A 21510-nucleotide genomic window follows, 5' to 3' on the forward strand; every position below is an offset into this window, starting at 1 on the left:
CCCGTCACGGGTCAATCTGCAGTGCGGCCCGAACCCCGTGAGGGCCGGCGCCTTTAGACGCGTGCCGGAAATCCAAGGGTTATACCCTAAGAGCAAACCACCCCTTTTAGGGGTGGTTTTGATTTCACGTCACCTTGTCTCAAATGCGGCCCGCTCGCTGCCGTTGCCAAAACATCGGCGTTGCCTTGCTTCGGGAATGCGGCAGATAGAGACGTTCCTTTTTTGCCGGCAGTTTGGGACACTCCTTACGGGGCAACCCCTCCACAGCGCCTATGCCAGCTTGTCGATTTGCCCAATCTCCCAGAGCGGAATATTGACGAGCGTGCCTTCGTCTCTATATGCCGCTAACGATGTTCTCACGCAGCGCTCGAGCTTGAACTTCTCGCAGGCAATCCTCAGGCTCTTTGCTTTGAGATTCTCTGCCGCCTTGACCTCGAGCGGAAGCACGGTCCCCGCATGGTCGACGGCAAAGTCAGTCTCTGCATTGCCGGAGGAGGATGACCAATACGCGGGAGTATTGCCTTGGAGCAAAAGCTCCTGTGCGACGTATTGCTCGGTCAGCGAGCCTTTGAACTCCGTAAAAACAGCGGGCCCGTTCAGAACAATGGCTGGCGTGAGGCCGGAGAGTGCTCCGAGGATGCCGGTGTCGATGCAGAACAGCTTGAAGCCCGAGAGATCCTCGTAGCTTGTGAGCGGTGCTCTTAGGGCGGAAACACGTGGTACCTTATGAACGATTCCATAGTCCATGAGCCACTGGAGGCTTTCCTCAAAATCGCGTGCGCGCGCCCCGGGACGAAGCGCGCCGTAGACGAACTTCCTGTTTTCCTTTGCGAGCTGGCCGGGAAGGGATTTCCAAACCAGCCTCATGCGCTCGACGATGCGGGCTGGCGCATGCTTGCCAAAATCGGATTCATAAGCTTCGATGATTTGCTGCTGAAGCCTGCGGGCCTCGATGAAATCGTGGGAGGCGGCGAAAGCGGAGACAACTTCTGGCATGCCACCGACAACGAGGTATTCCTTGAGCAGGCGCTCGAGCTTTTCGGAAACATTCGCCAGCAGGTCCATGTCTGCGGCAAGGATGGCATCTGCGAGCGGATCGCCATCGACGGCACGAACGAACTCGACAAACCCCATGGGGCGCATGGTAAGCTGGTCGATCTTGCCGACGGGGAACGACTCGTTTTCGCGTCGGAGCGCGAGCCCCATATAGGAGCCGGCTGCCATGATATGGTATTCCGGCGCCAGCTCGTTGAAGTATTTGAGCGAGGTGATGCCACGCGGTGCCTCTTGGATTTCGTCGAAGATGATGAGCGTGTCTGTCGGCGTTATGGTCTGGCCGCGCAGGAGCTCTATCTGGGAGATGATGCGTTTGGGGTCAAGGCTTCCGTCGAACAGCGAACGTGCGCCCGGTTCGAGCATAAAGTCAAAACGGATGACGTTTTGATACTGCTGGCCTGCGAATTCGTTGAGAAGCCAGGTTTTTCCCGTCTGGCGGGCCCCCTTAAGCAGGAGGGGCTTGCGGTTTGCCCTAGATTTCCAAGCGATGAGTTCGTCCATTAGCTGTCGCTGCATACTGCCCCCTAACGATCATGGTTAGTATAAGACCGTCTTGGTCTTTCCATCGAAAAATGTGGGAGTAAACCACGTTTTTCCATCGAATAATGTGGGAGGTAACCACGTTTTTCCATCGAATAATGTGGGGTTTAGGTCGGCACCTGGGGCGCTCCTTCTCTGCCGGCAGTTTGGAACACTCCTTGTTTTGGTGCAAATTAGCTACCCTTGCATCAGAAAACGGCGCCCGCCGGCGATGTTGCCGGCGGGCGCCGTTGTCGTGTAGGTGGCTATTTGTTAAGTGCGTGCGTTCGAGCTCGCGTGCTACAGCGAGTCGATAAAGCGCTGCTGGGCGGCGCGTCCTGCCTCGTCCCATTTAAAGACGCCGGCGTTGTCGAGCACGTGGCCAAACACCACGCCCACCTCCTCGTGCAGGATATCGATGGCGTTGTCGGTCGTAAGTTCATCGGCGCGGCGTGCAAAGACATCCTCGGCCCATGCGGCGTGGCTGCGGCAAAGGTCGTCGCCCTCGAGTGCGGCGCCAAGGTCGTAGCTTGCGTCGACCTTGGCGGCCAGCAGGTGCTCGCGGACGGCGCCGAGCTCGGGAACCAGGCGTGGCGGCAAAATGGCCAGGCCCATGACCTCGATCAGGCCGATGTTCTCCTTCTTAATGTGGTGGTACTCGGCATGCGGGTGGAATACGCCCAGCGGATGCTCGTCAGTCGTGATGTTGCAGCGAAGCGCCAGGTAGGCCTCGTAAATCTCGCCGCCGGCATTGCCGCGGGAGTCGACGCGGCGGATGACGGGCGTCACGGTGTTGTGCGCCACGCCATCGGCTGTGTGCGCGACGACGCCAACCGACTCATCGGTCCACTCGCGCCAGGCAAGGATAATCTTCTCGGCGGCGTCGAGCAGCTGGGCGCGGTCGTGCGAACGCAGTCGCAGCACCGAGAGCGGCCACTGCAACACGGTACCGCTGACCTGGTCAAAGCCGGGCACGCTAAACTGCGAGACCTCAGCGGCGTGCATCATGGGGAACTCGTGTGCGCCGCCCTGGAAGTGGTCGTGCGACAAGATCGAGCCGCCCACGATGGGCAGGTCGGCGTTGGAGCCAATAAAGTAGTGCGGGAACAGGTCCACAAAATCGAGCAGGCAGGTCAGACCCTTGCGGTCGACGTGCATCGGACGATGCTCGGAGCTCATGGCAATGCAGTGCTCGTTAAAGTACGCGTACGGGCTGTACTGGAAGCCCCAGCGCTCGCCGTCGAGCTGGATAGGGATAACGCGCAGATTCTGGCGGGCGGGATGGGCGCCGCCGTCGGCTGCAGCGGAGCGTCCGGGGTAGCCCTCGTTTTCAATGCAGAGCTGACAGGCGGGATACTTCTCGCCCGTGTTCTTTGCGGCGCCGGCCGCGGCAATGTCGCGCGGATCCTTTTCGGGCTTTGACAGGTTGATTGTGATCTCCAGGTCGCCCCAGTTGGTGGGGGTGCTCCATTTGATATTGCGCGCGATGGCGGCACGACGCACGTAGCCGGCGTCGCAGCACAGACCGTAGAACCAGTCGGTCGCGGCGCGGGGCTCGTTGACGCCCATACGGCCGTTGAATTCCTCGTTTACAACCGAAGGCCTCGGCATCAGCACACCCATGATGCGCATGGCGATGCGATCGCGGCCCGATGCCGTATCCTCGGCAGCACCGTTGGCAACGGCGGCCTCGGAAAGCGCGGCAAGTGTGCCTTCAAGGTCAAAGTTGGGCAGGGTGTCGGGGTGCAAGAGCGAGAGTTTCTCGACCTGGAGCGCCCAGGCCATGTCGAGCGCCGGGCCCGTAGCACCGATGCACTCGAGAATGGTGTTATACGCCCAGATGCGATCGTCCTGGCCGATCATCGATCGGTGGATAGCGTACTCGATCAGGTTCTGCGCGGCCTCGCGCACGTCAGTCATTACAGCCATGCCGCGTAAGCCCCCTTGTCAGAAATTGCGTAGTGGCGGGCAGAGCCCTCGCCTAGCCAGCCGTTCATCTTGGTGATAAAGGTGTCGACCAGGTCGAGCGGCACGAAGGCCTGGATGGTGCCACCAAAGCCGCCACCGTGGATACGGACGGCGCCACGGCCGTCGAGCACGTGCTCGGCCAGTGCCAGGGCATACATCGAGGGCTGCTCGGAGCCCAGCTTGGCAACGACATTCTGTAGGTACATGGCAGAGCTGGCGCCGGACTCGCGCGTCAGGACCAGGAACTGATCGATGTCGCCGGCGTTCAGAGCAGCCCAGCGCTTGTCGACCAGGCCGTTCTCGTACCAGTAGTGAACGGCGCGCAGGCAGGCGCGGTCGCCCAGCTTGGCGCGCAGCTCGGGGAGCTTGGCGTCAAAATCGGCAACGTCGACCTCGCACAGGCGTGCCTTGCCAAACTCGGCGGCAACGTCCTGCATCTCGCGCGGAACGGCGGCGTAGTCGTCGGTGGCGGCCACGTGGTCGGCACCGACCTTAACGAGCACGAGCGCATAGCCGTGATCCTCAAAGTTGAGCTCGAGCTTCTGGGTTTTAGGCTGAGCCTGGTCCTCAAAGTCCATGTAGGCAAGGCCGCCCAGGCACACGGCGGCCTGGTCCATCAGACCGCAGGGCTTGCCGTAATAGTTGTTCTCGGTGCGCTGGCTCATCTGCGCGAGCGCGACGGGCTCGATGGCGGGTGCGCCCCAGAGGGTTTCCATGGCGCGACCGTACGCGGCCTCGACGGCGGCAGAGCTGGAAAGACCGCCGCCCGAGGGGACGGAGCAGGTAAAGGCAAAGTCGAAGCCGTGGGGCTCAACGCCAAGGGCTGCAATCTCGTGGGCCATGCCGCGGACGAGGCTTGCGGACGTGCCCTTCTCGGACTCCTGAACGTCTAGCGTGTCGAGCGTGATCTCAAACGTGGGATAGCCCTCGTCGGCGACGCGGACCTTGTTGGAGTCGGTTGCCACGGCGATGCCGTCGACAGCGACATCGAGCGAGCCGGCGATAACGTGGCCACCCTCGTGGTCGGTGTGGTTGCCGCTGATCTCGGAACGGCCGGGTGCGTGTACGTAGAGCACCTGGCGGTCGCCGATGGGGCCAAACTCCTCCTCGAACAGCTTGGTGAGCGTGGCGAGTGTCATTTCGTCGGGGGTGGTCATGGGAGTCCTTTCCTTGGCGCGCACGGGTGAGTTTTGCGTCGTTATGAGTACGTTAACAACTTGAAGCGGCATGAACCAAGTGTTCACGATACCGCACGTTACGGGCTATGTTAACGTACTCATAACGCAACGCTTGTCACTTTTTGAGAATCTGGTAATCGGTAGAAATTCAGCCGTGAACGGTACTGCCGTATGGACTTATAAAGCAGAAGAGATGCAGATAGAAAAAGTAGAGTACGTTAACATGCGTCCGACGATAGCGGGCCTCGGCGCGGGATGTATTTCTGCCCGGGCCGGCATTCACGCTATTCAGATCTCGCAAGGGTGAAGGTGATCCTGTGGCAAGGCGCCCGTCCAACGATACAGGTACGCGTCCGGTTTCCATGGCCGACGTCGCCCGCGCTGCTGGCGTTTCGCAGCAGACGGTTTCGCGCGTCGCCAACGGCTTGCCCAACGTTAACGAGCAGACGCGCCAGCGCGTGCAGGCTGCTATGCAAGAGCTCGGCTTTCGTCCGAGTTATGCCGGTCGCTCGCTGCGCGACGGCCGTTACCATTCGGTCGGCCTATGCATCAACGATGTCACCAAGTTTGGCAACCTCTCAATGATCGACGGCATCGCCAGCGCTGCTCGCGAGCATAATTGCGCCATCACGCTGGTCGAGATGTCCAAGACCGAGGAGTTTTCGCTTGCCGAGGCCACGCGTCGTATGGCCGCATTGCCGGTGGACGGCATCATCATCGGCATGAGCCGCATGGCGCCCGATTTTGAGACGTTTGATCCACTGCCGGGCATTGGCACGGTCATCGTTACCATGTACGCGCACCCGCGCGTGACCACGGTCGACTCCGACCATTACGGCTGCTCGCTCTTGCTTATGGATCACCTGTTTGAGCTGGGGCACGAGCAGATTCGCTATATTGGCGGCCCGTCGTTCTCGGTCGACGAGCAATTTCGTCGTGCCGGTTGGCAGGATGCGCTCGAGCGTAAACACATCGAGCCGGCAGAGCCGCTCGAGGGCGACTGGTCTGCCAACAGCGGTTACGAGGCTGGCAGGTACCTGGCCGAGCACGATCGCACCATGACGGCGATTTATGCGGCAAACGACCAGATGGCAAATGGCGCGATTGCAGCGCTGCGCGATAGCGGCCTGCGCGTGCCCGAGGACGTGAGCGTGGTGGGCGTCGACGATTCGCTCGATGATTTTGTCGCGCATAACGAGCTTACGACCGTTCGATTCGACTTGCATCAACGTGGGCGCGAGGTGTTTGAGCATGCGGTTCCCGAGGCGGGTACGGCGGGCAAAACCGTTGCCATTCGTATTCCCGGCCAGCTCATTATTCGACATAGCACGGCGATACTGCGCGCATAGTTTGTGCAGGTCAACGGCAGTATATTCCGCCTCAATTACAATCGGTAAGGATGCTGACGGATAGCCGTGGCTATGAAGGCGAGTGTTATGATAGACGGGTTCTTTTGTCTATCTAGGAGGCTTTGCCTGATGGAGATCACCAAGGATATCCGCTACATCGGTGTCGACGATCACGACATTGACCTGTTCGAGGGCCAGTACGACGTGTCCGAGAACGGCATGGCATACAACAGCTATGTTATCTTGGGCGATAAAATCGCTGTCGCCGATTCGGTCGACGCTGGCTTTGTCGACGAGTGGCTCGGCAACCTCGAGGCCGTGCTCGATGGCCGTACGCCCGACTACCTGGTCGTCCATCACATGGAGCCCGATCACTCCGCCGGTATCGCTGCCTTTATGGAGCGCTATCCCCAGGCGCAGATCGTGGCCAGCATGGGTGCTTTCCGCATGATGGTCAACTACTTTGGCACCGACTTCCCCGAGCGCAAAATGGTCGTCAAAGAGGGCGATGTGCTCGATCTGGGCGGCCACAGCCTGACCTTTATCGGCGCCCCCAACGTTCACTGGCCCGAGGTGCTCTTCTCCTACGAGTCCACCGACAAGGTGCTTTTTAGTGCCGACGGCTTTGGCAAGTTCGGCGCCAACGACATCGAGGATCCGGAAGGGTGGGCCTGCGAGGCTCGCCGTTACTACTTTGGCATCGTCGGTAAGTTCGGCAAATTCGTGCAGGCCGTGCTCAAAAAGGCCGCCGACCTGGACATTCAGATTATCTGCCCGCTCCACGGTCCCGTACTGACCGAGAACCTGGGCTATTACCTCGACACCTATAACACCTGGTCGAGCTACCAGCCCGAGGACGAGGGCATCACGATCGCCTATGCGAGTGTGTATGGGCACCTGAAAGCTGCCGTCGAGGAGCTCGCATCTGCTCTCGAGGCCCGCGGCCAGAAGGTCTCCGTCTTTGACCTGGCTCGCGATGATATGGCCGAGGCCGTTGAGGATGCGTTCCGCTATGACCGTCTGGTGCTCGCCTCCATCACCTATCAGGGCGAGATCTTCCCGTTCATGAGCACCTTTATCCACACGCTTGCCGAGCACGCCTATCAGAACCGTACGGTGGCGCTTGTCGAGTCCGGTTCCTGGGCGCCTGCAGCGGCCAAGATTATGACCAAGGAGCTCGAGGGTATGAAGGACATCACCCTGACGCAGAACAAGGTGACTGTGCTGGGCTCGCTCAACGAAGCCTCGCGCGCTCAGATCGAGGCCCTCGCCGACGAGCTGTCCAAGTAGCGATATTTCGCTTTTAACGAGCAAAACCACCACAAAGGGGACAGGCACCTTTGTGGTGGTTTTTGTTTAAGCGCTTGCGATGATGAGAGCTGGACGTGCGCTGTCGGCGATCTCGGCGATTGAGGTGGCGACGGCATGATCGGGGTCACGGTCCATCACGATGGCGTCGACATCGGTCAGCTCGGCAAAGCGGTACATGCCGCGTCCGTTAACCTTGCTGGCGTCCATGAGGGCAACGCTTTGATGGGCCGCGGTGATCATAGCCGTTTTGGTCTCGGCCATCTGGGGAAAGTCGGTCGTAAAGCCGCAGCTGGGGACAAAGGCGCCGGGGCACATGACGGCCAGATCGGCATGGACCATTTGGAGCGCCTGCATAGTGAGCGGTCCGTACAAATAACGATGGCCTTTGCGCAGCGCCCCGCCCAGCATGACGACATCGACCGAGGGCATGCTCTCGTCGATGTAATCGGCAATGGTAATGTCGGCCGTGATGACGGTGATACCGTCGCGCTGATCGAGGAGCCGGACGAACTCGAGCGCCGTGGTGCCCGAGTCGACGAGCAGCGTGTCGCCGTCATTGACGAGCTCGATGGCGCTTTGCGCGATGGCCTGCTTGGCGGCGACGTTGACATTGATGCGGCGATCCTGCGTGGAGACGGTCAGACGTTTGTGGAGTGATACGGCACCGCCGTGCGTGCGGCGCAGCTTGCCTGCTTCGGCGAGCGCGTCCAGGTCGGCGCGGGCGGTGACGGAGGACACGCCAAAGGTCTGGGCGATTTCTGCTACCTGCACCGAGGCATTATGATCGAGCATTTCCAAAATGGCGGTACGGCGTTCGTCGGCAAAGGCACGGTTGGTGGCTTGGGCCATGCTTGCTCCATTCTCGGCTAAATTTGCAGGAATTGTGTTGACTCTATTTTCGTTCATTTTCTTTTTGAGTAAGAAAACACCTTTCGATTACTTATCTTTTCTATAAAAGAAAGACGCTGAACGCCCAAAATTCAATATCGAACATGTCCACTCGGCTCATATTCCTTCCGTTTACTTTTCAAAAACGACTGTATTGACCTGCATGGGCTCAATATCTCGCGCGTGTAAAGCCGCTGAATTTCATACAATGAGCGCAGAAAAACGCAAGGTAAAACGCCTTGTGAACAACTACGCCCGATGTCCAGATGCGGGCGAGGGAGAGGAGCAAACGCTCATGGCACTTGTTACCACCGAAAAGATGCTCAAGGACGCTCAGGCCGGCCACTACGCTGTTGGCGCTTTCAACGTCGAGAACCTCGAGTTTGTTATGGCCGTTCTGGCCGCTGCCGAGGAGACCAAGTCCCCCGTCATCATGCAGACCACCCCGGGCACCATCAAGACCGCTGGTCTGGACTACTTCTACGGCATGGTCAAAGCTGCCGCCGAGCGCGCTTCCGTGCCCGTCGCTCTGCACCTCGATCACGGCGATGGCTATGACCGCTGCATGCAGGCTTTCCGCACGGGCTACACCTCTGTCATGATCGACGGCTCGCACGAGTCCTTCGAGGACAACATCGCCCTGACCAAGTCCGTCGCCGACGCTGGCCGCGCCATGGGCGTGCCCGTCGAGGCCGAGCTCGGCAAGGTTGGCGGCAAGGAGGACGACGGTCCCGCGGTTGAGGGCGAGAGCCCCTACACCGATCCGGCCGAGGCCAAGGAGTTCGTCGAGCGCACCGGCTGCACCTCTCTCGCTATTGGCGTTGGCACCAGCCACGGTGTGTACACGAGCGATCCGCACATCGAGCAGTCCGTGGTCAAGGCCATCCGCGACGCCGTCGACGTGCCGCTGGTTCTGCACGGCACTTCCGGTGTGCCCGATGAGCAGGTCGCCGAGGCCGTGAAGAACGGCATCTGCAAGGTTAACTACGCCACCGAGCTGCGTCAGGCCTACACCAAGGGCTTCATGGCCTACATGGCCGAGAACCCTGCCTGCTTCGATCCCAAGAAGCCGGCCAAGGAGGGTATGCGTGAGATCACCGAGCTGGTTAAGATCCGCATGACCAACCTCAACTCTGTGGGCAAGGCAGAGTAACAGCAAGGGTACTCCGACTCGCTACATATCCCGGGGAGGGACGAGGGCTTAGTCCCCCAATCGTCCTCGGGCATGCAAAAAGCCTCGCTGCACACTTCGTGCGGCGAGGCTTTTTGCCCCCTGCGGAAAGATTGGGGAACTAAGCCCTCGTCCCTCCCAGGTTGACCTACTCGAGGTCGTCGCCCTTGTGGCGTTAGAGCGGAAAAATTGGAGCGTTAGGGCTTCTTTGCTGATGGGGGATTAGTATGCCCGGGCTTGGTTGGGGAATGCCTGGTCTAGTGAGGCTTGGAGTTTTTCGAAGGATGTCTGCAGGTTGAGGTGTTGGTCTGCAGAGCGTTTGGCTTTTGTGGTGGGGGAGTCGAGGAGGCCGTTTCTCTGTGTCGGGGGGAAGGAGAAAAGGTTTGCATGATTTAGGGATGGCTGCTGTGCTGCGTCGTTGGAAGAATGCATGCTTATGCGGCCTCCTCGATATCCACCAAAAGGTTGCGCACGGGGTGTGCTGCTAGCTCCCGTGCGTTGGCAGTATTATGCCGCGGCTTCTGCAAAGAAGCGCTAAAGAAAGGCTTAACCTGGTTTGGTGTTACGATGAAGCTGCAGGTCAGAGGTATCGAATAACACTTTTGAAAGGTTTTGGGCTTAAGGGCTTTCTAAGGTTTGTGGCGCGGATGTGGCTCGCCTGTGTGGGGCGTGTGGATGGCTCGTTCCTAGCGCTGCGGCTCTGCGGCGCGCACCTGCTCGACGACCTTTTCCATCGTGGCGTCGATGCGGTCTTTCTTGAGCTCACATTCCCAGATGGTTATGGGTGTCCAGCCCATTTGAGTGAGTGCTGCCACGGCAGCGCGGTCGCGCTCGACGTTGCGACGGAACTTTGCCTCCCAAAACTCAACGTTGCGCTTGGGCTGGCTCGGGTTGCACTTGGGGCAGCGGTGCCAAAAGCAACCGTTGACGAAGATGGCGATTTTGCGCCCGGGGAAGGCGATATCGGGTTTGCCGGGAACCTTCCATTCCAAGCGATAGCCCGTAAGGCCCGCGGCGCGCAGGCGCTGGCGAACGAGCAGCTCGGGCTTGGTGTTCGCACGCTTGTTGCCCTTCATGGACTTTTTGATGGCGGCGCGACGGCGCACCAGTTCGCGCTCGTCAGCGGAGAGGTCCGAGGTATCGATGCCGTCGAGCAGGCCGGGCTTGGGACGCTTCTTGCTGTGGCGCTTAGGTGCGCGCTTGGCCTTGGTGGCGGGCTCGTCGGTCGCGGTGGCCTCGGCGTTGTTGGCAGTGCCGTTGGCCTCGAGCCGATCTTCCTTCAACTCAATCAGAGCATCGATAAGCCCCTTGTCGGCGGGCATCCACTCAACGGTGGCAAGCGAGGTGCGCGGAATCCAGCGGATATCAAGCTGGCGGTCGTGCTTCTGAGGCTCATCGGATTCATCGGCCAGCGAGCAGTAGTAGCACTCCATGGAGAGATGAAAATCGGGGTAGTCATACTCAACGGTATAGAAATCGCGCAGGTTGGTGACTTTTACCTGCAGCTCTTCCATGAGCTCGCGGCGTACGGCGTCCTCGGGCGTCTCGCCGCGCATGAGCTTGCCACCGGGGAACTCCCAAAGTCCCTGCATGTCGCCATAGCCGCGCTGTACGGCAAGCAGCTCGTCAGATCCTTCCTTGCGAATGATCCCAGCGGCAACATGAACAGTCTTCAACAGGAGTCCTCTCTCAACATCAACGCGTGGCAGGCTAGCTACCCGTACCTTACACAACGGTAAGGCAAGCGTAAGCCATATCGATGGTAGCTGACTCGTCTTCTTGCGACTATAGATGCCGTAGACTAATCGCAAGAAAGGACTCGGTATGCAAACCACGCACATGGCGACCCCGGTACTGGAGGTCGCGCATCTCGAAAAAGTATATGGAGCGCTGGGCAACGTGACCCGCGCGCTCAACGACGTCAGCTTTACCGTCAACCGCGGCGAATTTGTTGGCATCATGGGCGCTTCGGGCTCGGGCAAGTCGACGTTGCTCAACTGCGTGTCGACCATCGATAGCGCCACGAGCGGCACGATCCGCATCAACGGGCAGGACGTGACGCGCATGAAGCAGGCCAAGCTCTCGCAGTTTCGCCGCGAGGAGCTCGGCTTTATCTTCCAGGACTCCAACCTGCTCGATACGCTCACGGCACGCGAGAACATCGCCCTGCCGCTCACCATTGCCCGCACAAACTCGGCAGAGATCTCGACCCGCGTGCAGGATGTGGCAGCGCGCCTGTCCATCAGTCAGGTGCTCGACAAGTATCCCTACCAGATGTCCGGCGGCCAGCAGCAGCGCGTTGCCGCGGCTCGCGCGCTCGTCACCGACCCCACCATGATCATGGCCGACGAGCCTACCGGCGCCCTCGACTCCAAAAGCGCCCGCCTGTTGCTCGAGAGCCTAGAGGCCCTCAACCGCCGCCTGCGCGCCACCGTGCTCATGGTCACGCACGACAGCTTTGCCGCCAGCTACACGAGCCGTGTGCTGTTTATCCGCGACGGCAAGATCTTCACCGAGCTGCGCCGCGGCGACACCGACCGCCGAGAGTTCTTCGACCGCATTATGGAGGTCGTTGCCATGATGGGCGGTGAGGGCTCCGATGCTCTGTAAACTCGCTTGGGGCAACGTCCGCCGCGCCGGCCGCGACTACCTCGTCTACCTTTTGACGCTCACCCTGGGCGTCACGGTCTTCTATGCCTTTAACACCATCTCGATGCAGGTCGATATCGCCGGAATCGATGAAGAGGGCTTGGCGCAGGTTATGGGCAGCATGCTCGGCGACCTGACGTACTTTTTGGCCGGTGTCATGGCCTTTTTGATGGTGTACGCCAATAACTTCATCATGAAACGCCGCAAGAAGGAGTTTGGCCTGTACCAGGTGCTCGGCATGGGGCGTGGGCGCGTCGCCACGATCATGGCGTTCGAGACCGTGATAGTGTCGGTCGTGGCCTTTGTCGCCGGCATTGTGCTGGGTGTGGGACTCTCCCAGCTCATGACATTCTTTACGGCCTCGCTCTTTAAGACACAGATCGCCAATTTCCACTTCTTTTTCTCGGTGCATGCGTTCAATCTGACCCTTGCCTGCATGCTCGTAATGTTTGTGCTCACGCTACTGCTGAACCTTCGCGCCGTGCGTCGTACCAAACTCATCGAGCTTATGGGTGCCGAGCGTCGCAACGAGAGCATCAAGACACGCAACCCCTGGATTGCGATTGCCATCTTTGCCGTGGGCGTGGTGCTTGTGGGCGTGGCCTATTACCGTCTGCTACGTGATGGGTTCCCGCTAACCGCGACGGACAGCAAGCTGCAAGAGGCCATGAACCAGTTTGGTATTACGACCGCTATGGTTACAGTTGGCACCTTTGCCCTGTTCTGGGGACTCTCGGGCATGCTCATCAAGCTGCTGCAGAGCCTGCGCGGCGTGTATTGGCGCGGCCTCAACATGTTTACCGTGCGCCAGCTTGCGGCCAAGGTCAACACGGTGTGCTTTTCGATGGGCGTCATCGCGATGCTCCTGTTTTTGGCCATCACCTCGGTGACGTGCGGTATGTCAATTGCCAACGTGATGAATGAAAACCTGGAGCGCTATAACCCTGTTGACGTGTCTCAGACGTATGTCTATTACACGCCCGATACGCTCGACTACTACAAAGGGTACAAAGGGTATGTCAATCCGTCTGAGGCCGATCGCATGGTGTTGGCCGATACAACGGTCGATTTGTACCCTGCATGGCACGGCAAGGGCATGTCGGCGGACAACAACGACGAGACCGGCAAGAAGGTCGATATCGCCGATGTTGCCGGTGAGCATGTGCAGATCGATTCGTATCTGAGTTACCCATTTGGCGGCTCGAATCCTTCGGTGACCCCAAGTGAGATGTGCAAGATCATGGGCGAAAAGCTTCCCAAGGCGTTCGGGGGTAGCAATGCCGATACGATGGGTCTGTTTGTGACGCCGGCGAGCCAGTACAACAAACTGCGTCAGATGATGGGCGAGGAGCCGGTGCACATTGGCCGCGACCAGTACTTGCTCACGTGTGATATGGGCGGCGAGCTGGTCGACCTGTACACCAAATACATGGCCGGCGGCCATACCCTCACCTTGGGTGGGCATGAGCTCAAGCCTGCAACCGATAAGTCGGACGAAGATACGGCGGCCATCGCCAACTCGGCGATGGGCAGTAATCCGGGTACCGTCGTCGTTGCCGACGAGCTGTTGTCCCAACTTAATCTGCAGCCGTATTCCAGTAGCCTGCTCGTTAACTACAAACAGGGGATGGATACGACTGAGGCAGACGAGAGCATTAAAAACACTGTGCTCGACAATCTGCTCGTTGACGGCAAGGAGCCGGGGTCGTGGGGAATCTTCATCACACGCTCCGAGATGTACACGGAAGCAGCGCAAATGAACGGTCTTATTAGCTACCTAGCCATCTACATCGGCTTTGTATTGGTCGTTGCATGCGCGGCGATTCTGTCGATCCAGCAACTCTCCAACGTGGCCGACGGCAGCCGCAGCTATCGCGTGCTGGCGCAGATCGGCTGCGACGACCGCCAGATCCGCCATTCGGTGATGGCGCAGCAAGCGGTATTCTTCCTGTTCCCGCTGGCAGTGGGCCTGGCGCACTCCTTTGTGACACTTAAGGTGATCATCGAGCTGGTGAGCATTTTCGGAAATATGAGCATCGGCGGCACCGTGGGCCTCACCTGTGCAATCTTCCTGGCAGCATACGGTGGCTACTTCCTGGTGACCTACCTCATGAGCACCGGCATGGTACAAGCTGCTATCGCCACCCGCTACAGCGAGTAACAAGCGGGCAAAATCGTCGCAAAATCAGAGGTGTATGACCGCCGCGAAGGGGCTGGGGACCTCTTGCGGCGGTTATTTTTGCCTATCTGGTGCGTTTCGGATGCAAGTGAGTAGACTTTTTTGAACTTGCCGAGCACATCGCGACAAATGATCTATAAAACTGCAGGTCAGAGCTGTGGCGTTTTGGGGCATGCTTGGCCTCCTGCAAAAAGCCTACTCACTTGGTTTTTCTGCTAGAAGACCGCCACGAGGGAAGGCAACTCCCTTACGTCGGTTTGGACGTTTGCCCAGATAAAACCTGCTAAAATAAACCTGTTCCTTTTTGGCAGGTGGTTTCAACTGAACGGCGGGCGGTGCGGCTTGTAGTCATTGGGGACGTTCTTAAACGACTAGTCAAACAAGAACGTCCCCAATGACTATCCCTGAGCCGCCATAGCCACCCGCTACAGTGAGTAACTCACCCAGTTTGGAATTATCGTAGGTTGAGCATAAGTCAGCGAAAACGCCCCTAGGCGAGCAAGGTGACGTGAAAGAGGAGGGAAGCGTCCTTTGGTACGCAACCGACGATTGAACGTCAGATTGCCGCTTAGGGGCGTTTGCAGCGTCGAGCGGTCCGCCGTTCGTTAGAACGGCGGAACCAAAGGCGCAGCGTCGAGCCGTTACGGCGTTTGGTAAAACGCCGTAACCTACACCCGTTCCGCGATCTCGTGGATGAGGTAGTCGGTCTTTTCCCAGCCCAGGCACGGGTCGGTGATCGACTTACCAAAGACGCCGCCATCGACCGGCTGGTTGCCGTCCTCAAGGTAAGACTCGATCATAAAGCCCTTGACCAGCTTGGAGATGGACTCGTTGCGGCGGCAGCTGTCGAGCACCTCCTTGCAAATGCGATATTGCTCCAGCGGACGCTTGCCCGAGTTGTCGTGGTTGCAGTCGATGACCGCTGCCGGATTGGCATAGCCGGCGTGCTCGGTATAGCGTTCGGCCAGGCGCTCCAGGTGCTCGTAGTGGTAGTTGGGGTAGGTGCGACCGTCGAGACCGATGTAGCCACGCATAACGGCGTGCGCGAGCGGATTGCCGTCGCACTCGACCTCCCAGTTGCGGAAGATGAAGCTCTGGTGCGCCTGCGCGGCGTAAATGGAGTTGAGCATAACGGTGGTGGAACCGGCAGTGGGATTCTTCATGCCGACGGGTACCGAAATGCCGCTCGACACCAGGCGATGCTCCTGGTTTTCGACCGAGCGTGCGCCCACGGCCACATAGCTCAGCAGGTCAACGAGGTACTGGTAGTTGGACGGATAGAGCATCTCGTCGGCGGTGAAGAAGCCTGTTTCCTTAATAACGCGCAGGTGCATATGGCGGATGGCCTTGACGCCCTCGAGCAGGTCGTCGGGAGCCTCGGGGTTGGGGTTGTGCAGCAGGCCCTTGTAGCCGGTGCCCTTGGTGCGCGGCTTATTGGTGTAGACGCGCGGAATGATGATGAGCTTGTCCTTGACCTCCTCGGCGGTCTTGGCCAGTCGGTTCATGTACTCGAGGACCGAATCCTCGCGGTCGGCAGAGCACGGGCCGATGATGAGCACCTTGCGTGCGTCCTCGCCGGTAAAGACTTTGGCGACCTCGGCGTCAAATGCCTGCTTTTTGGCGGTAAGCTCGGCAGAAAGCGGCATTTCCTCGCGGATCTCCATGGGGATCGGCAGCCTGCGTTTGAATTCCATGGCCATAGGGGCCTCCTCAATCTATAGAAAGAGCAATAAGCGTATTGTCGAGTGCTCGGCATTATCCGCTGTCGCACGCTAAAGTGCAAGCCCTTGCCACCCCGAAACCTGCCAAAAGGGACAGGTTTATTTTGGCAGGTTTTATATGGGGGAACGTCGGCGGATACCGGGAGGGAGTGGCGTCGCGCGGGACCCTAAGGCTATTGTCGGTTCCCCAGGAAACACCCTGCGGGCAAAAAATGCCAAATATGAGTAATGTTGCTAACCTAGTAACATATCCGTCTAGCGAGATAATAGACAAAGTGATAAATATGTTCATTAACGTTGGCACGCAGAAGCCTGCTAACGGGCGTTTTGATTAATTTGAAGGCGTATAGAGCCCGCAAAGAGGTCGTTTGAGGCGGTTTTGGCTGTTACTAAAAAGGTAACAGTACTCATATTTGCCCTTTTTTGCCCACGGGGCCTCGAAGGGGCTGTCAATCAGGTCCCAGGGGAGGCGGCTCAAGGGCCGCAGAACAAAAACGGGGGCGCAGGTTGTCCTGCGCCCCCGTTCTCGGGCGTTATTCGTTCCCTGCGGCAGAATTTACGCCGCCTCGTCGAACTGCGAGTTGTACAGGTCGGCGTAGAAGCCGCCCTGGGCGAGCAACTCGTCGTGCGTGCCCTTCTCGACGATGTCGCCGTCGCGAATTACCAAGATCACGTCGGCGTTGCGGATCGTGGACAGGCGGTGCGCGATAACAAAGCTGGTACGGCCCTGCATCAGCGCATCCATGGCACGCTGAATAAGCTCCTCGGTACGGGTATCGACGTTGGAGGTCGCCTCGTCCAGAATCAGCGCCGGGCGGTCGGCCAAAATGGCACGGGCGATGGTCACGAGCTGGCGCTGACCCTGCGACAGGTTAGTGCCCTCCTCGTTGATCATAAAGTCGTAGCCGCCGGCGAGCGTATGGATAAAGTGGTCGCAACGCGCGGCACGCGCAGCGGCCTCGACCTCGGCATCGCTCGCATCGGGGCGTCCGTAGCGGATGTTCTCGCGGATGGTGCCGTTAAACAGCCAGGTATCCTGCAGTACCATGGCAAACTCGCCGCGCAGTGCCGCACGGTCCCAGTCGCGCACGTCGACGCCCTCGACGCGCAGCGAACCGCCGTCCACGTCGTAAAAGCGCTGCAGCAGCTTGATGAGCGTGGTCTTGCCGGCGCCGGTGGGGCCGACGATGGCGATGGTTTGGCCGGGCTGTGCCTCGCAGCTAAAGTCGTGGATGATGGTCTTGTCGGGCGTGTAGCCAAACTTGACGTGGTCGAACTCAACGTGGCCAGGGCGCTTCTCGGGAATCTGGGCGTCGGCCTTCTGCTCCTCCTCGGGCGCGGCGAGGAACTCAAAGACGCGCTCGGTGGCGGCGGCCATCGACTGCATCGTGTTGCTCACGTTGCCCAGCTGCTGCACCGGCTGCGTAAAGTTACGCACGTACTGGATAAAGCTCTGGATGTCGCCGGGCGTGGCATTGCCGGTCAGCGCGAGCTGTGCGCCCACCACGACAACGCCCACGTAGCCCATGTTGCCCACCAAGCTCATAAGCGGCATCATCAGGCCCGACAGGAACTGCGAGCGCCAACCGCTCACAAACAGTCGGTCGTTTTGACGGTCGAACTCCTCGATCGAGGCCTCGGCGCGGTCGAACACCTGAATGACGTTCTGACCGGCAAAGTCCTCCTCGATAATGCCGTTGACGGTGCCCAAAACCTGCTGCTGCTCGCGGAAGTACGGCTGCGAGAAGTGAATCATCACGGTCAGGATAATCGCGGCGGCCGGCAGCGTGAGCACGGTGACGCCGGTAAGCGGCAGGCTGATCGACAGCATCATGACGAGCACGCCGATAATCTGCGTCACCGACGTGATGAGCTGCGTCACGCTCTGGTTGAGTGACTGGCCGAGCGTATCGACGTCGTTGGTGATGCGGCTGAGCACGTCGCCCTTGCTGTGTCCGTTAAAGTAGCTCATCGGAACGACGGCGATCTTGGCGGCGATCTCCTTGCGCATGCGATAGCAGATCTTTTGCGTGACGCCGGTCATGAGCCAGCCCTGGATCAGGCTACAGGCAGAGCTTGCCAGATACAGGCAGAGCAAAAAGCCGAGCGTCTTGGCGATCCAATCAAAGTCAACGTCGCCGGTGCCGTTGACCTTGGCGACCAGGCCCTCGAACAGCTTGGTCGTAACCTGGCCGAGCACCTTGGGTCCCACAATGTTAAAGATGACCGAGCACACGGCAAAGGCGACGGCGGCAAACACGGCAATCTTGTGCTGGCCGATATAGCCGAGCAGCTGCCTCATGGTGCCCTTAAAGTCCTTGGCCTTTTCGCCACGGCGCATGCCGCCCATGCGGCCCATGGGACCACGCTGACGGGTGGGCTTGGGAATCTGAGTCTTGGTCTCGTCTGCCATTAGCGCTCGCCTCCTTCCATGACGGCTGCAATTTCTTCTTGGGTAAGCCCCAGCTCCTCGGCGGAAAGCTGCGACTGTGCAATCTCCAGGTACGCCGGGCAGCCGTGCAGCAGCTCCTCGTGCGTGCCGGTGCCCACTACGTGACCGTCGTCGAGCACGATGATCTGGTCGGCGTGCATGATGGTCGCGATGCGTTGGGCCACGACCACGAGTGCGGCGTCGGTGACGTTTTTGGCGAGCTCCTCGCGCAGGCGCGCGTCGGTCTTGTAGTCGAGCGCGCTAAACGAATCGTCGAAAACCACGACCTCGGGCTTCTTGGCCAAGGCGCGGGCGATGGCCAGGCGCTGACGCTGACCGCCCGAGACATTGGAGCCGCCCTGGCTGATGGGGGAGTCGTAACCGCCCTCACGTTCGGCGATAAAGTCCTCGGCCTGTGCGATGCGCGCTGCCTGGTGCATGTCATCATCGCTCACCATGTCGCCGGCAAACTTGAGGTTGCTCTCAACGGTGCCCGAGAACAGGCGACCCTGCTGCGGGATGTAACCGATGCGGCGGCGCAGCTCGGAAAGGGTCATGTCGCGCACGTCGATGCCGTCGAGCGAAATGCTGCCGCCCGTGACGTCGTACAGGCGCGGAATCAGCTGCACGAGCGTGGACTTGCCCGAGCCCGTGGAGCCAATGATGCCGAGCATCTGGCCGGCGTGCGTGGTGAAGTTCACACCGCTGATGACATCGGCGCGGGCATCGGGGTACTGGAAGCTCACGTCGCGGAAGGTGAGCTCACCGCGCGGCGCGCTGGCTGCGGGCAGTTTGGGCGAGGCAGGGTCGTTGATGCTCGTGGGGCAGGTGATGACCTCTTCCACGCGCTCGGCTGCGACCTCGGCGCGGGGCAGGATGACCGAAACCATGGTGAGGATCATAAACGCCATGACGATCTGCATGGTATAGGAGATAAACGCCATCATGTTGCCGACCTGCATCACGCCGTCGGACACGCCCTGCGCGCCAAACCAGACGATAAGCACGGTGATGCAGTTCATGACGAGCATCATGAGCGGCATCATAAAGCTCATGGCGCGGTTGGTGTAGAGCTGCGTGGTCATCAGGTCGAGCGACGCCTTGTCAAAACGCTCGAGCTCATGCTCCTCGCGGTTGAACGAACGGATAGGCATAAGGCCGTCGAGCAGCTCGCGGGCGGTAAGGTTCACGCGGTCCACAAAGCTCTGCATCTTTTTGAACTTGGGCATGGTGAGGCCCATAAGCACGCCGACGACGGCCGAGACCGCGATGATGGCCACGGCGATGGTCCACTCCAGGCCGGTGTGGTTGGCCAGGACACGCATGACAGCGACGATGCCCATGACGGGGGCCATCAGGCACATGCGGATGAACAGGGTTGCGGCCATCTGGATCTGCTGAATGTCGTTGGTGCAGCGGGTGATGAGCGAGGCCTGGCTAAACTTGCCCACCTCGGCCGGCGAGAAGTGCATAACCTTGTTGAAGGTCTCGCGGCGCAGGTCGCGGGCGATGGAACAGGCGGTGCGCGAGGCCACGGCACCGGTCAGGATGGTGGCGACGAGCGACACGAGGCACAGACCAAACATCGTGGTCGCCATGCGGCTCAGGTAGGCGTTCTGCACGTCAGCGGGGTCGATGCCCTGCGCCTTGTACTCGTCCTGTACATAGCTCACGGCGCGCTGGGTCACGATAGAGCCCGACATGGAGCCCATTTTGTCCGCCATTTGGTTGGCGCCCTCGACGAGCTTGCCCTGATCGATAAGACCGCCTTCAACGCCTAGGCGCAGGCTCTTCATGGTGATCTTGCCGCCGTCGGCGTCGATCTGCTTTTGCATGCTCTGCGCCGCTGCGGCCTTCTGCTGCATCTCGGCGAGCTGCTCGGGCGTCATTGCCGCCATCTGCTCGGGGGTGGGCATGGCCTGAGCGCCGCTGTTGTCTTTCTCACCGGACGTGCCCATCATGTCGCCCATGGAGTCGGCATCGATGCCCTGGTTGAACGAAAGGACGACGGTCTCAGGCAGGCTCATGATGTCGGCAATCTTGCCGCCGTCGGCGCGCTCCTCCTCGGTGCCCTTGTACGTTCGAATGCCGTTTTTGTCAGCCTTGCTAAACACGGCCTCCACAGCCTTGGCGTCCTTGGCGCTCATAAAGAGTTCGAGGTCGTCGAGCGATTCGGCGCGGATGGTGTCGGGTACGGGCGAGGCGATACCGCCTTGCTGCACGCCCACGTCGACGATATCGCTCATATAGGTAGGCAGTGCCAGGTCGGCGTTGCAGCTGATTACGATGAGTACGATAGCTGTGAACAGTGCCAGGATATGCTTTTTAAAGAGCTTGAGAATCCTCACTCGGCATCTCTCCTTTCTTGATTGCGGTCGATAATTTCGTTGGCACGTCTAAGAAGGCGCACCATCTCTTGGGTATCTGTTTCGCCGAGCTGCTCGAGGAAAGCCGCAGTGCGGTTCTCGAATTCCCGACGTTTGATTTCGAGATCCTGGAATCCTTTGTCGGTCACCGTGACGTGCACGCGACGACGGTCGGTCTTTGAGTGCTCGCGCTCGACCCAGCCCTTGGCTTCGAGAGCGCGTAGGATATTGGCGATGCGGGCACTCGAGACCCAGGCGCGATCAGCGAGTTCGCTCGGCGTGAGCGAACCGCCGGCGAGTATGAGGGCGCGCATGACGGCCATCTCGCCGCCGAGGGCTTTGTCCGCAAAGCGCGAAATGCGCTGATGCATGCTGCCGAACTCGGTAAGGAGCTGGCGCCCAAGTTCACGGAAATCGGTATCTTCCACCGAAAACCCCTAACACTAGAAACTATTTTCGGTGAAAGATGATACCCTTGCACGCGCACCCTATACGGTAGATTTTGGGTCATGCCTAGAAAACAACCTTTAGGCGACCGCCGTACACCGTCGGTACCAGCAAAGTTGGGGGCAGATCGTTAGACATGTCCTAAAGCCTGCTCAGAAGCACTTTACCCTGCTAAAGCTGGCATAACAGCTAGAGCGAACGTCGTACAAAGGCAAGGAAAAATACCATACAAATCGGTGAACGGTAGTTGTTTGCACTCGCATTTCCTGCGGGTTTG

At 59.5% G+C, this 21510-nt stretch carries 14 protein-coding genes; 5 read left to right on the forward strand and 9 right to left on the reverse strand.

Annotation, left to right across the window (positions count from 1 at the left end):
- Positions 1-270: 270 nt before the first annotated feature.
- The 3 genes from ACESUZ_RS06725 to ACESUZ_RS06735 all read right to left on the reverse strand — a co-directional run bounded on the left by ACESUZ_RS06725 (position 271) and on the right by ACESUZ_RS06735 (position 4700).
- On the reverse strand, positions 271-1572 hold the full coding sequence (locus ACESUZ_RS06725) for an ATP-binding protein (protein ID WP_373199174.1): 1302 nt from the start codon (positions 1570-1572) through the stop codon (positions 271-273).
- Positions 1573-1875: 303 nt separating this feature from the next.
- Entirely contained in the window at positions 1876-3504 is a 1629-nt protein-coding gene (locus ACESUZ_RS06730) for a UDP-glucose--hexose-1-phosphate uridylyltransferase (protein ID WP_373199176.1), read from the reverse strand.
- Positions 3495-4700 (reverse strand): galactokinase, encoded by a 1206-nt coding sequence (locus tag ACESUZ_RS06735; protein ID WP_373199178.1) that lies wholly within the window; start codon positions 4698-4700, stop codon positions 3495-3497. Before ACESUZ_RS06735 ends, ACESUZ_RS06730 begins: the two co-directional genes overlap by 10 nt.
- 383 nt (positions 4701-5083) lie before the next feature.
- Between ACESUZ_RS06735 and ACESUZ_RS06740 the strand changes: the two genes are divergently transcribed.
- Both ACESUZ_RS06740 and ACESUZ_RS06745 read left to right on the forward strand, forming a co-directional pair.
- Positions 5084-6070, forward strand: a complete 987-nt coding sequence (locus tag ACESUZ_RS06740; RefSeq protein ID WP_373199211.1) for a LacI family DNA-binding transcriptional regulator — start codon at positions 5084-5086, stop codon at positions 6068-6070.
- Between the two features lie 129 nt (positions 6071-6199).
- A complete protein-coding gene (locus ACESUZ_RS06745) occupies positions 6200-7360 on the forward strand; it encodes an FprA family A-type flavoprotein (RefSeq protein ID WP_373199180.1) in 1161 nt (386 codons plus the stop codon).
- A gap of 66 nt (positions 7361-7426) precedes the next feature.
- Here ACESUZ_RS06745 and ACESUZ_RS06750 read toward each other — a convergent pair whose 3' ends face one another.
- The gene (locus ACESUZ_RS06750; protein ID WP_373199182.1) at positions 7427-8230 is read right to left on the reverse strand and encodes a DeoR/GlpR family DNA-binding transcription regulator; all 804 of its coding nucleotides are present in this window, start codon (positions 8228-8230) and stop codon (positions 7427-7429) included.
- 334 nt (positions 8231-8564) lie between these two features.
- Here ACESUZ_RS06750 and ACESUZ_RS06755 point away from each other — a divergent pair, with 334 nt between their 5' ends.
- Entirely contained in the window at positions 8565-9422 is an 858-nt protein-coding gene (locus ACESUZ_RS06755; RefSeq protein ID WP_022095149.1) for a class II fructose-bisphosphate aldolase, read from the forward strand.
- 704 nt (positions 9423-10126) lie between these two features.
- Here the strand turns inward: ACESUZ_RS06755 and vsr are convergent.
- Positions 10127-11116, reverse strand: coding sequence for a DNA mismatch endonuclease Vsr (gene vsr, locus ACESUZ_RS06760; protein WP_373199184.1), 990 nt, complete (start codon positions 11114-11116; stop codon positions 10127-10129).
- Positions 11117-11264: 148 nt separating this feature from the next.
- Here vsr and ACESUZ_RS06765 point away from each other — a divergent pair, with 148 nt between their 5' ends.
- Both ACESUZ_RS06765 and ACESUZ_RS06770 read left to right on the forward strand, forming a co-directional pair.
- Positions 11265-12050, forward strand: coding sequence for an ABC transporter ATP-binding protein (locus tag ACESUZ_RS06765; RefSeq protein ID WP_006234847.1), 786 nt, complete (start codon positions 11265-11267; stop codon positions 12048-12050).
- A complete protein-coding gene (locus ACESUZ_RS06770) occupies positions 12040-14250 on the forward strand; it encodes an ABC transporter permease (protein ID WP_373199186.1) in 2211 nt (736 codons plus the stop codon). Before ACESUZ_RS06765 ends, ACESUZ_RS06770 begins: the two co-directional genes overlap by 11 nt.
- Before the next feature lie 686 nt (positions 14251-14936).
- On the opposite strand, the gene ACESUZ_RS06775 is transcribed toward ACESUZ_RS06770, so the two are convergent.
- From ACESUZ_RS06775 to ACESUZ_RS06790, 4 genes are all read right to left on the reverse strand, one after another.
- Complete coding sequence (locus ACESUZ_RS06775; protein WP_373199188.1) at positions 14937-15968, reverse strand: 3-deoxy-7-phosphoheptulonate synthase; 1032 nt, start codon at positions 15966-15968, stop codon at positions 14937-14939.
- A gap of 577 nt (positions 15969-16545) precedes the next feature.
- Positions 16546-18402 (reverse strand): ABC transporter ATP-binding protein, encoded by a 1857-nt coding sequence (locus ACESUZ_RS06780; RefSeq protein ID WP_373199189.1) that lies wholly within the window; start codon positions 18400-18402, stop codon positions 16546-16548.
- Positions 18402-20768: an ABC transporter ATP-binding protein gene (locus ACESUZ_RS06785; RefSeq protein WP_373199191.1), complete on the reverse strand. Its 2367-nt coding sequence runs from the start codon at positions 20766-20768 to the stop codon at positions 18402-18404. The genes ACESUZ_RS06780 and ACESUZ_RS06785 overlap by 1 nt, the downstream gene beginning before the upstream one ends.
- Positions 20765-21214: a MarR family winged helix-turn-helix transcriptional regulator gene (locus ACESUZ_RS06790; protein WP_195361279.1), complete on the reverse strand. Its 450-nt coding sequence runs from the start codon at positions 21212-21214 to the stop codon at positions 20765-20767. The genes ACESUZ_RS06785 and ACESUZ_RS06790 overlap by 4 nt, the downstream gene beginning before the upstream one ends.
- Positions 21215-21510: the final 296 nt, after the last annotated feature.

The sequence above is a fragment of the Collinsella aerofaciens ATCC 25986 genome (genome assembly GCF_964239575.1).
GTDB lineage: Bacteria > Actinomycetota > Coriobacteriia > Coriobacteriales > Coriobacteriaceae > Collinsella > Collinsella aerofaciens_BQ.

What these genes read in the sequence shown, in the direction of transcription:
- ACESUZ_RS06725 (WP_373199174.1), bottom strand. Translation starts at nt 1,572, where the DNA reads ATGCAGCGACAGCTAATGGACGAACTCATCGCTTGGAAATCTAGGGCA.
- ACESUZ_RS06730 (WP_373199176.1), bottom strand. Translation starts at nt 3,504, where the DNA reads ATGGCTGTAATGACTGACGTGCGCGAGGCCGCGCAGAACCTGATCGAG.
- ACESUZ_RS06735 (WP_373199178.1), bottom strand. Translation starts at nt 4,700, where the DNA reads ATGACCACCCCCGACGAAATGACACTCGCCACGCTCACCAAGCTGTTC.
- ACESUZ_RS06740 (WP_373199211.1), top strand. Translation starts at nt 5,084, where the DNA reads ATGGCCGACGTCGCCCGCGCTGCTGGCGTTTCGCAGCAGACGGTTTCG.
- ACESUZ_RS06745 (WP_373199180.1), top strand. Translation starts at nt 6,200, where the DNA reads ATGGAGATCACCAAGGATATCCGCTACATCGGTGTCGACGATCACGAC.
- ACESUZ_RS06750 (WP_373199182.1), bottom strand. Translation starts at nt 8,230, where the DNA reads ATGGCCCAAGCCACCAACCGTGCCTTTGCCGACGAACGCCGTACCGCC.
- ACESUZ_RS06755 (WP_022095149.1), top strand. Translation starts at nt 8,565, where the DNA reads ATGGCACTTGTTACCACCGAAAAGATGCTCAAGGACGCTCAGGCCGGC.
- ACESUZ_RS06765 (WP_006234847.1), top strand. Translation starts at nt 11,265, where the DNA reads ATGCAAACCACGCACATGGCGACCCCGGTACTGGAGGTCGCGCATCTC.
- ACESUZ_RS06770 (WP_373199186.1), top strand. Translation starts at nt 12,040, where the DNA reads ATGCTCTGTAAACTCGCTTGGGGCAACGTCCGCCGCGCCGGCCGCGAC.
- ACESUZ_RS06775 (WP_373199188.1), bottom strand. Translation starts at nt 15,968, where the DNA reads ATGGCCATGGAATTCAAACGCAGGCTGCCGATCCCCATGGAGATCCGC.
- ACESUZ_RS06780 (WP_373199189.1), bottom strand. Translation starts at nt 18,402, where the DNA reads ATGGCAGACGAGACCAAGACTCAGATTCCCAAGCCCACCCGTCAGCGT.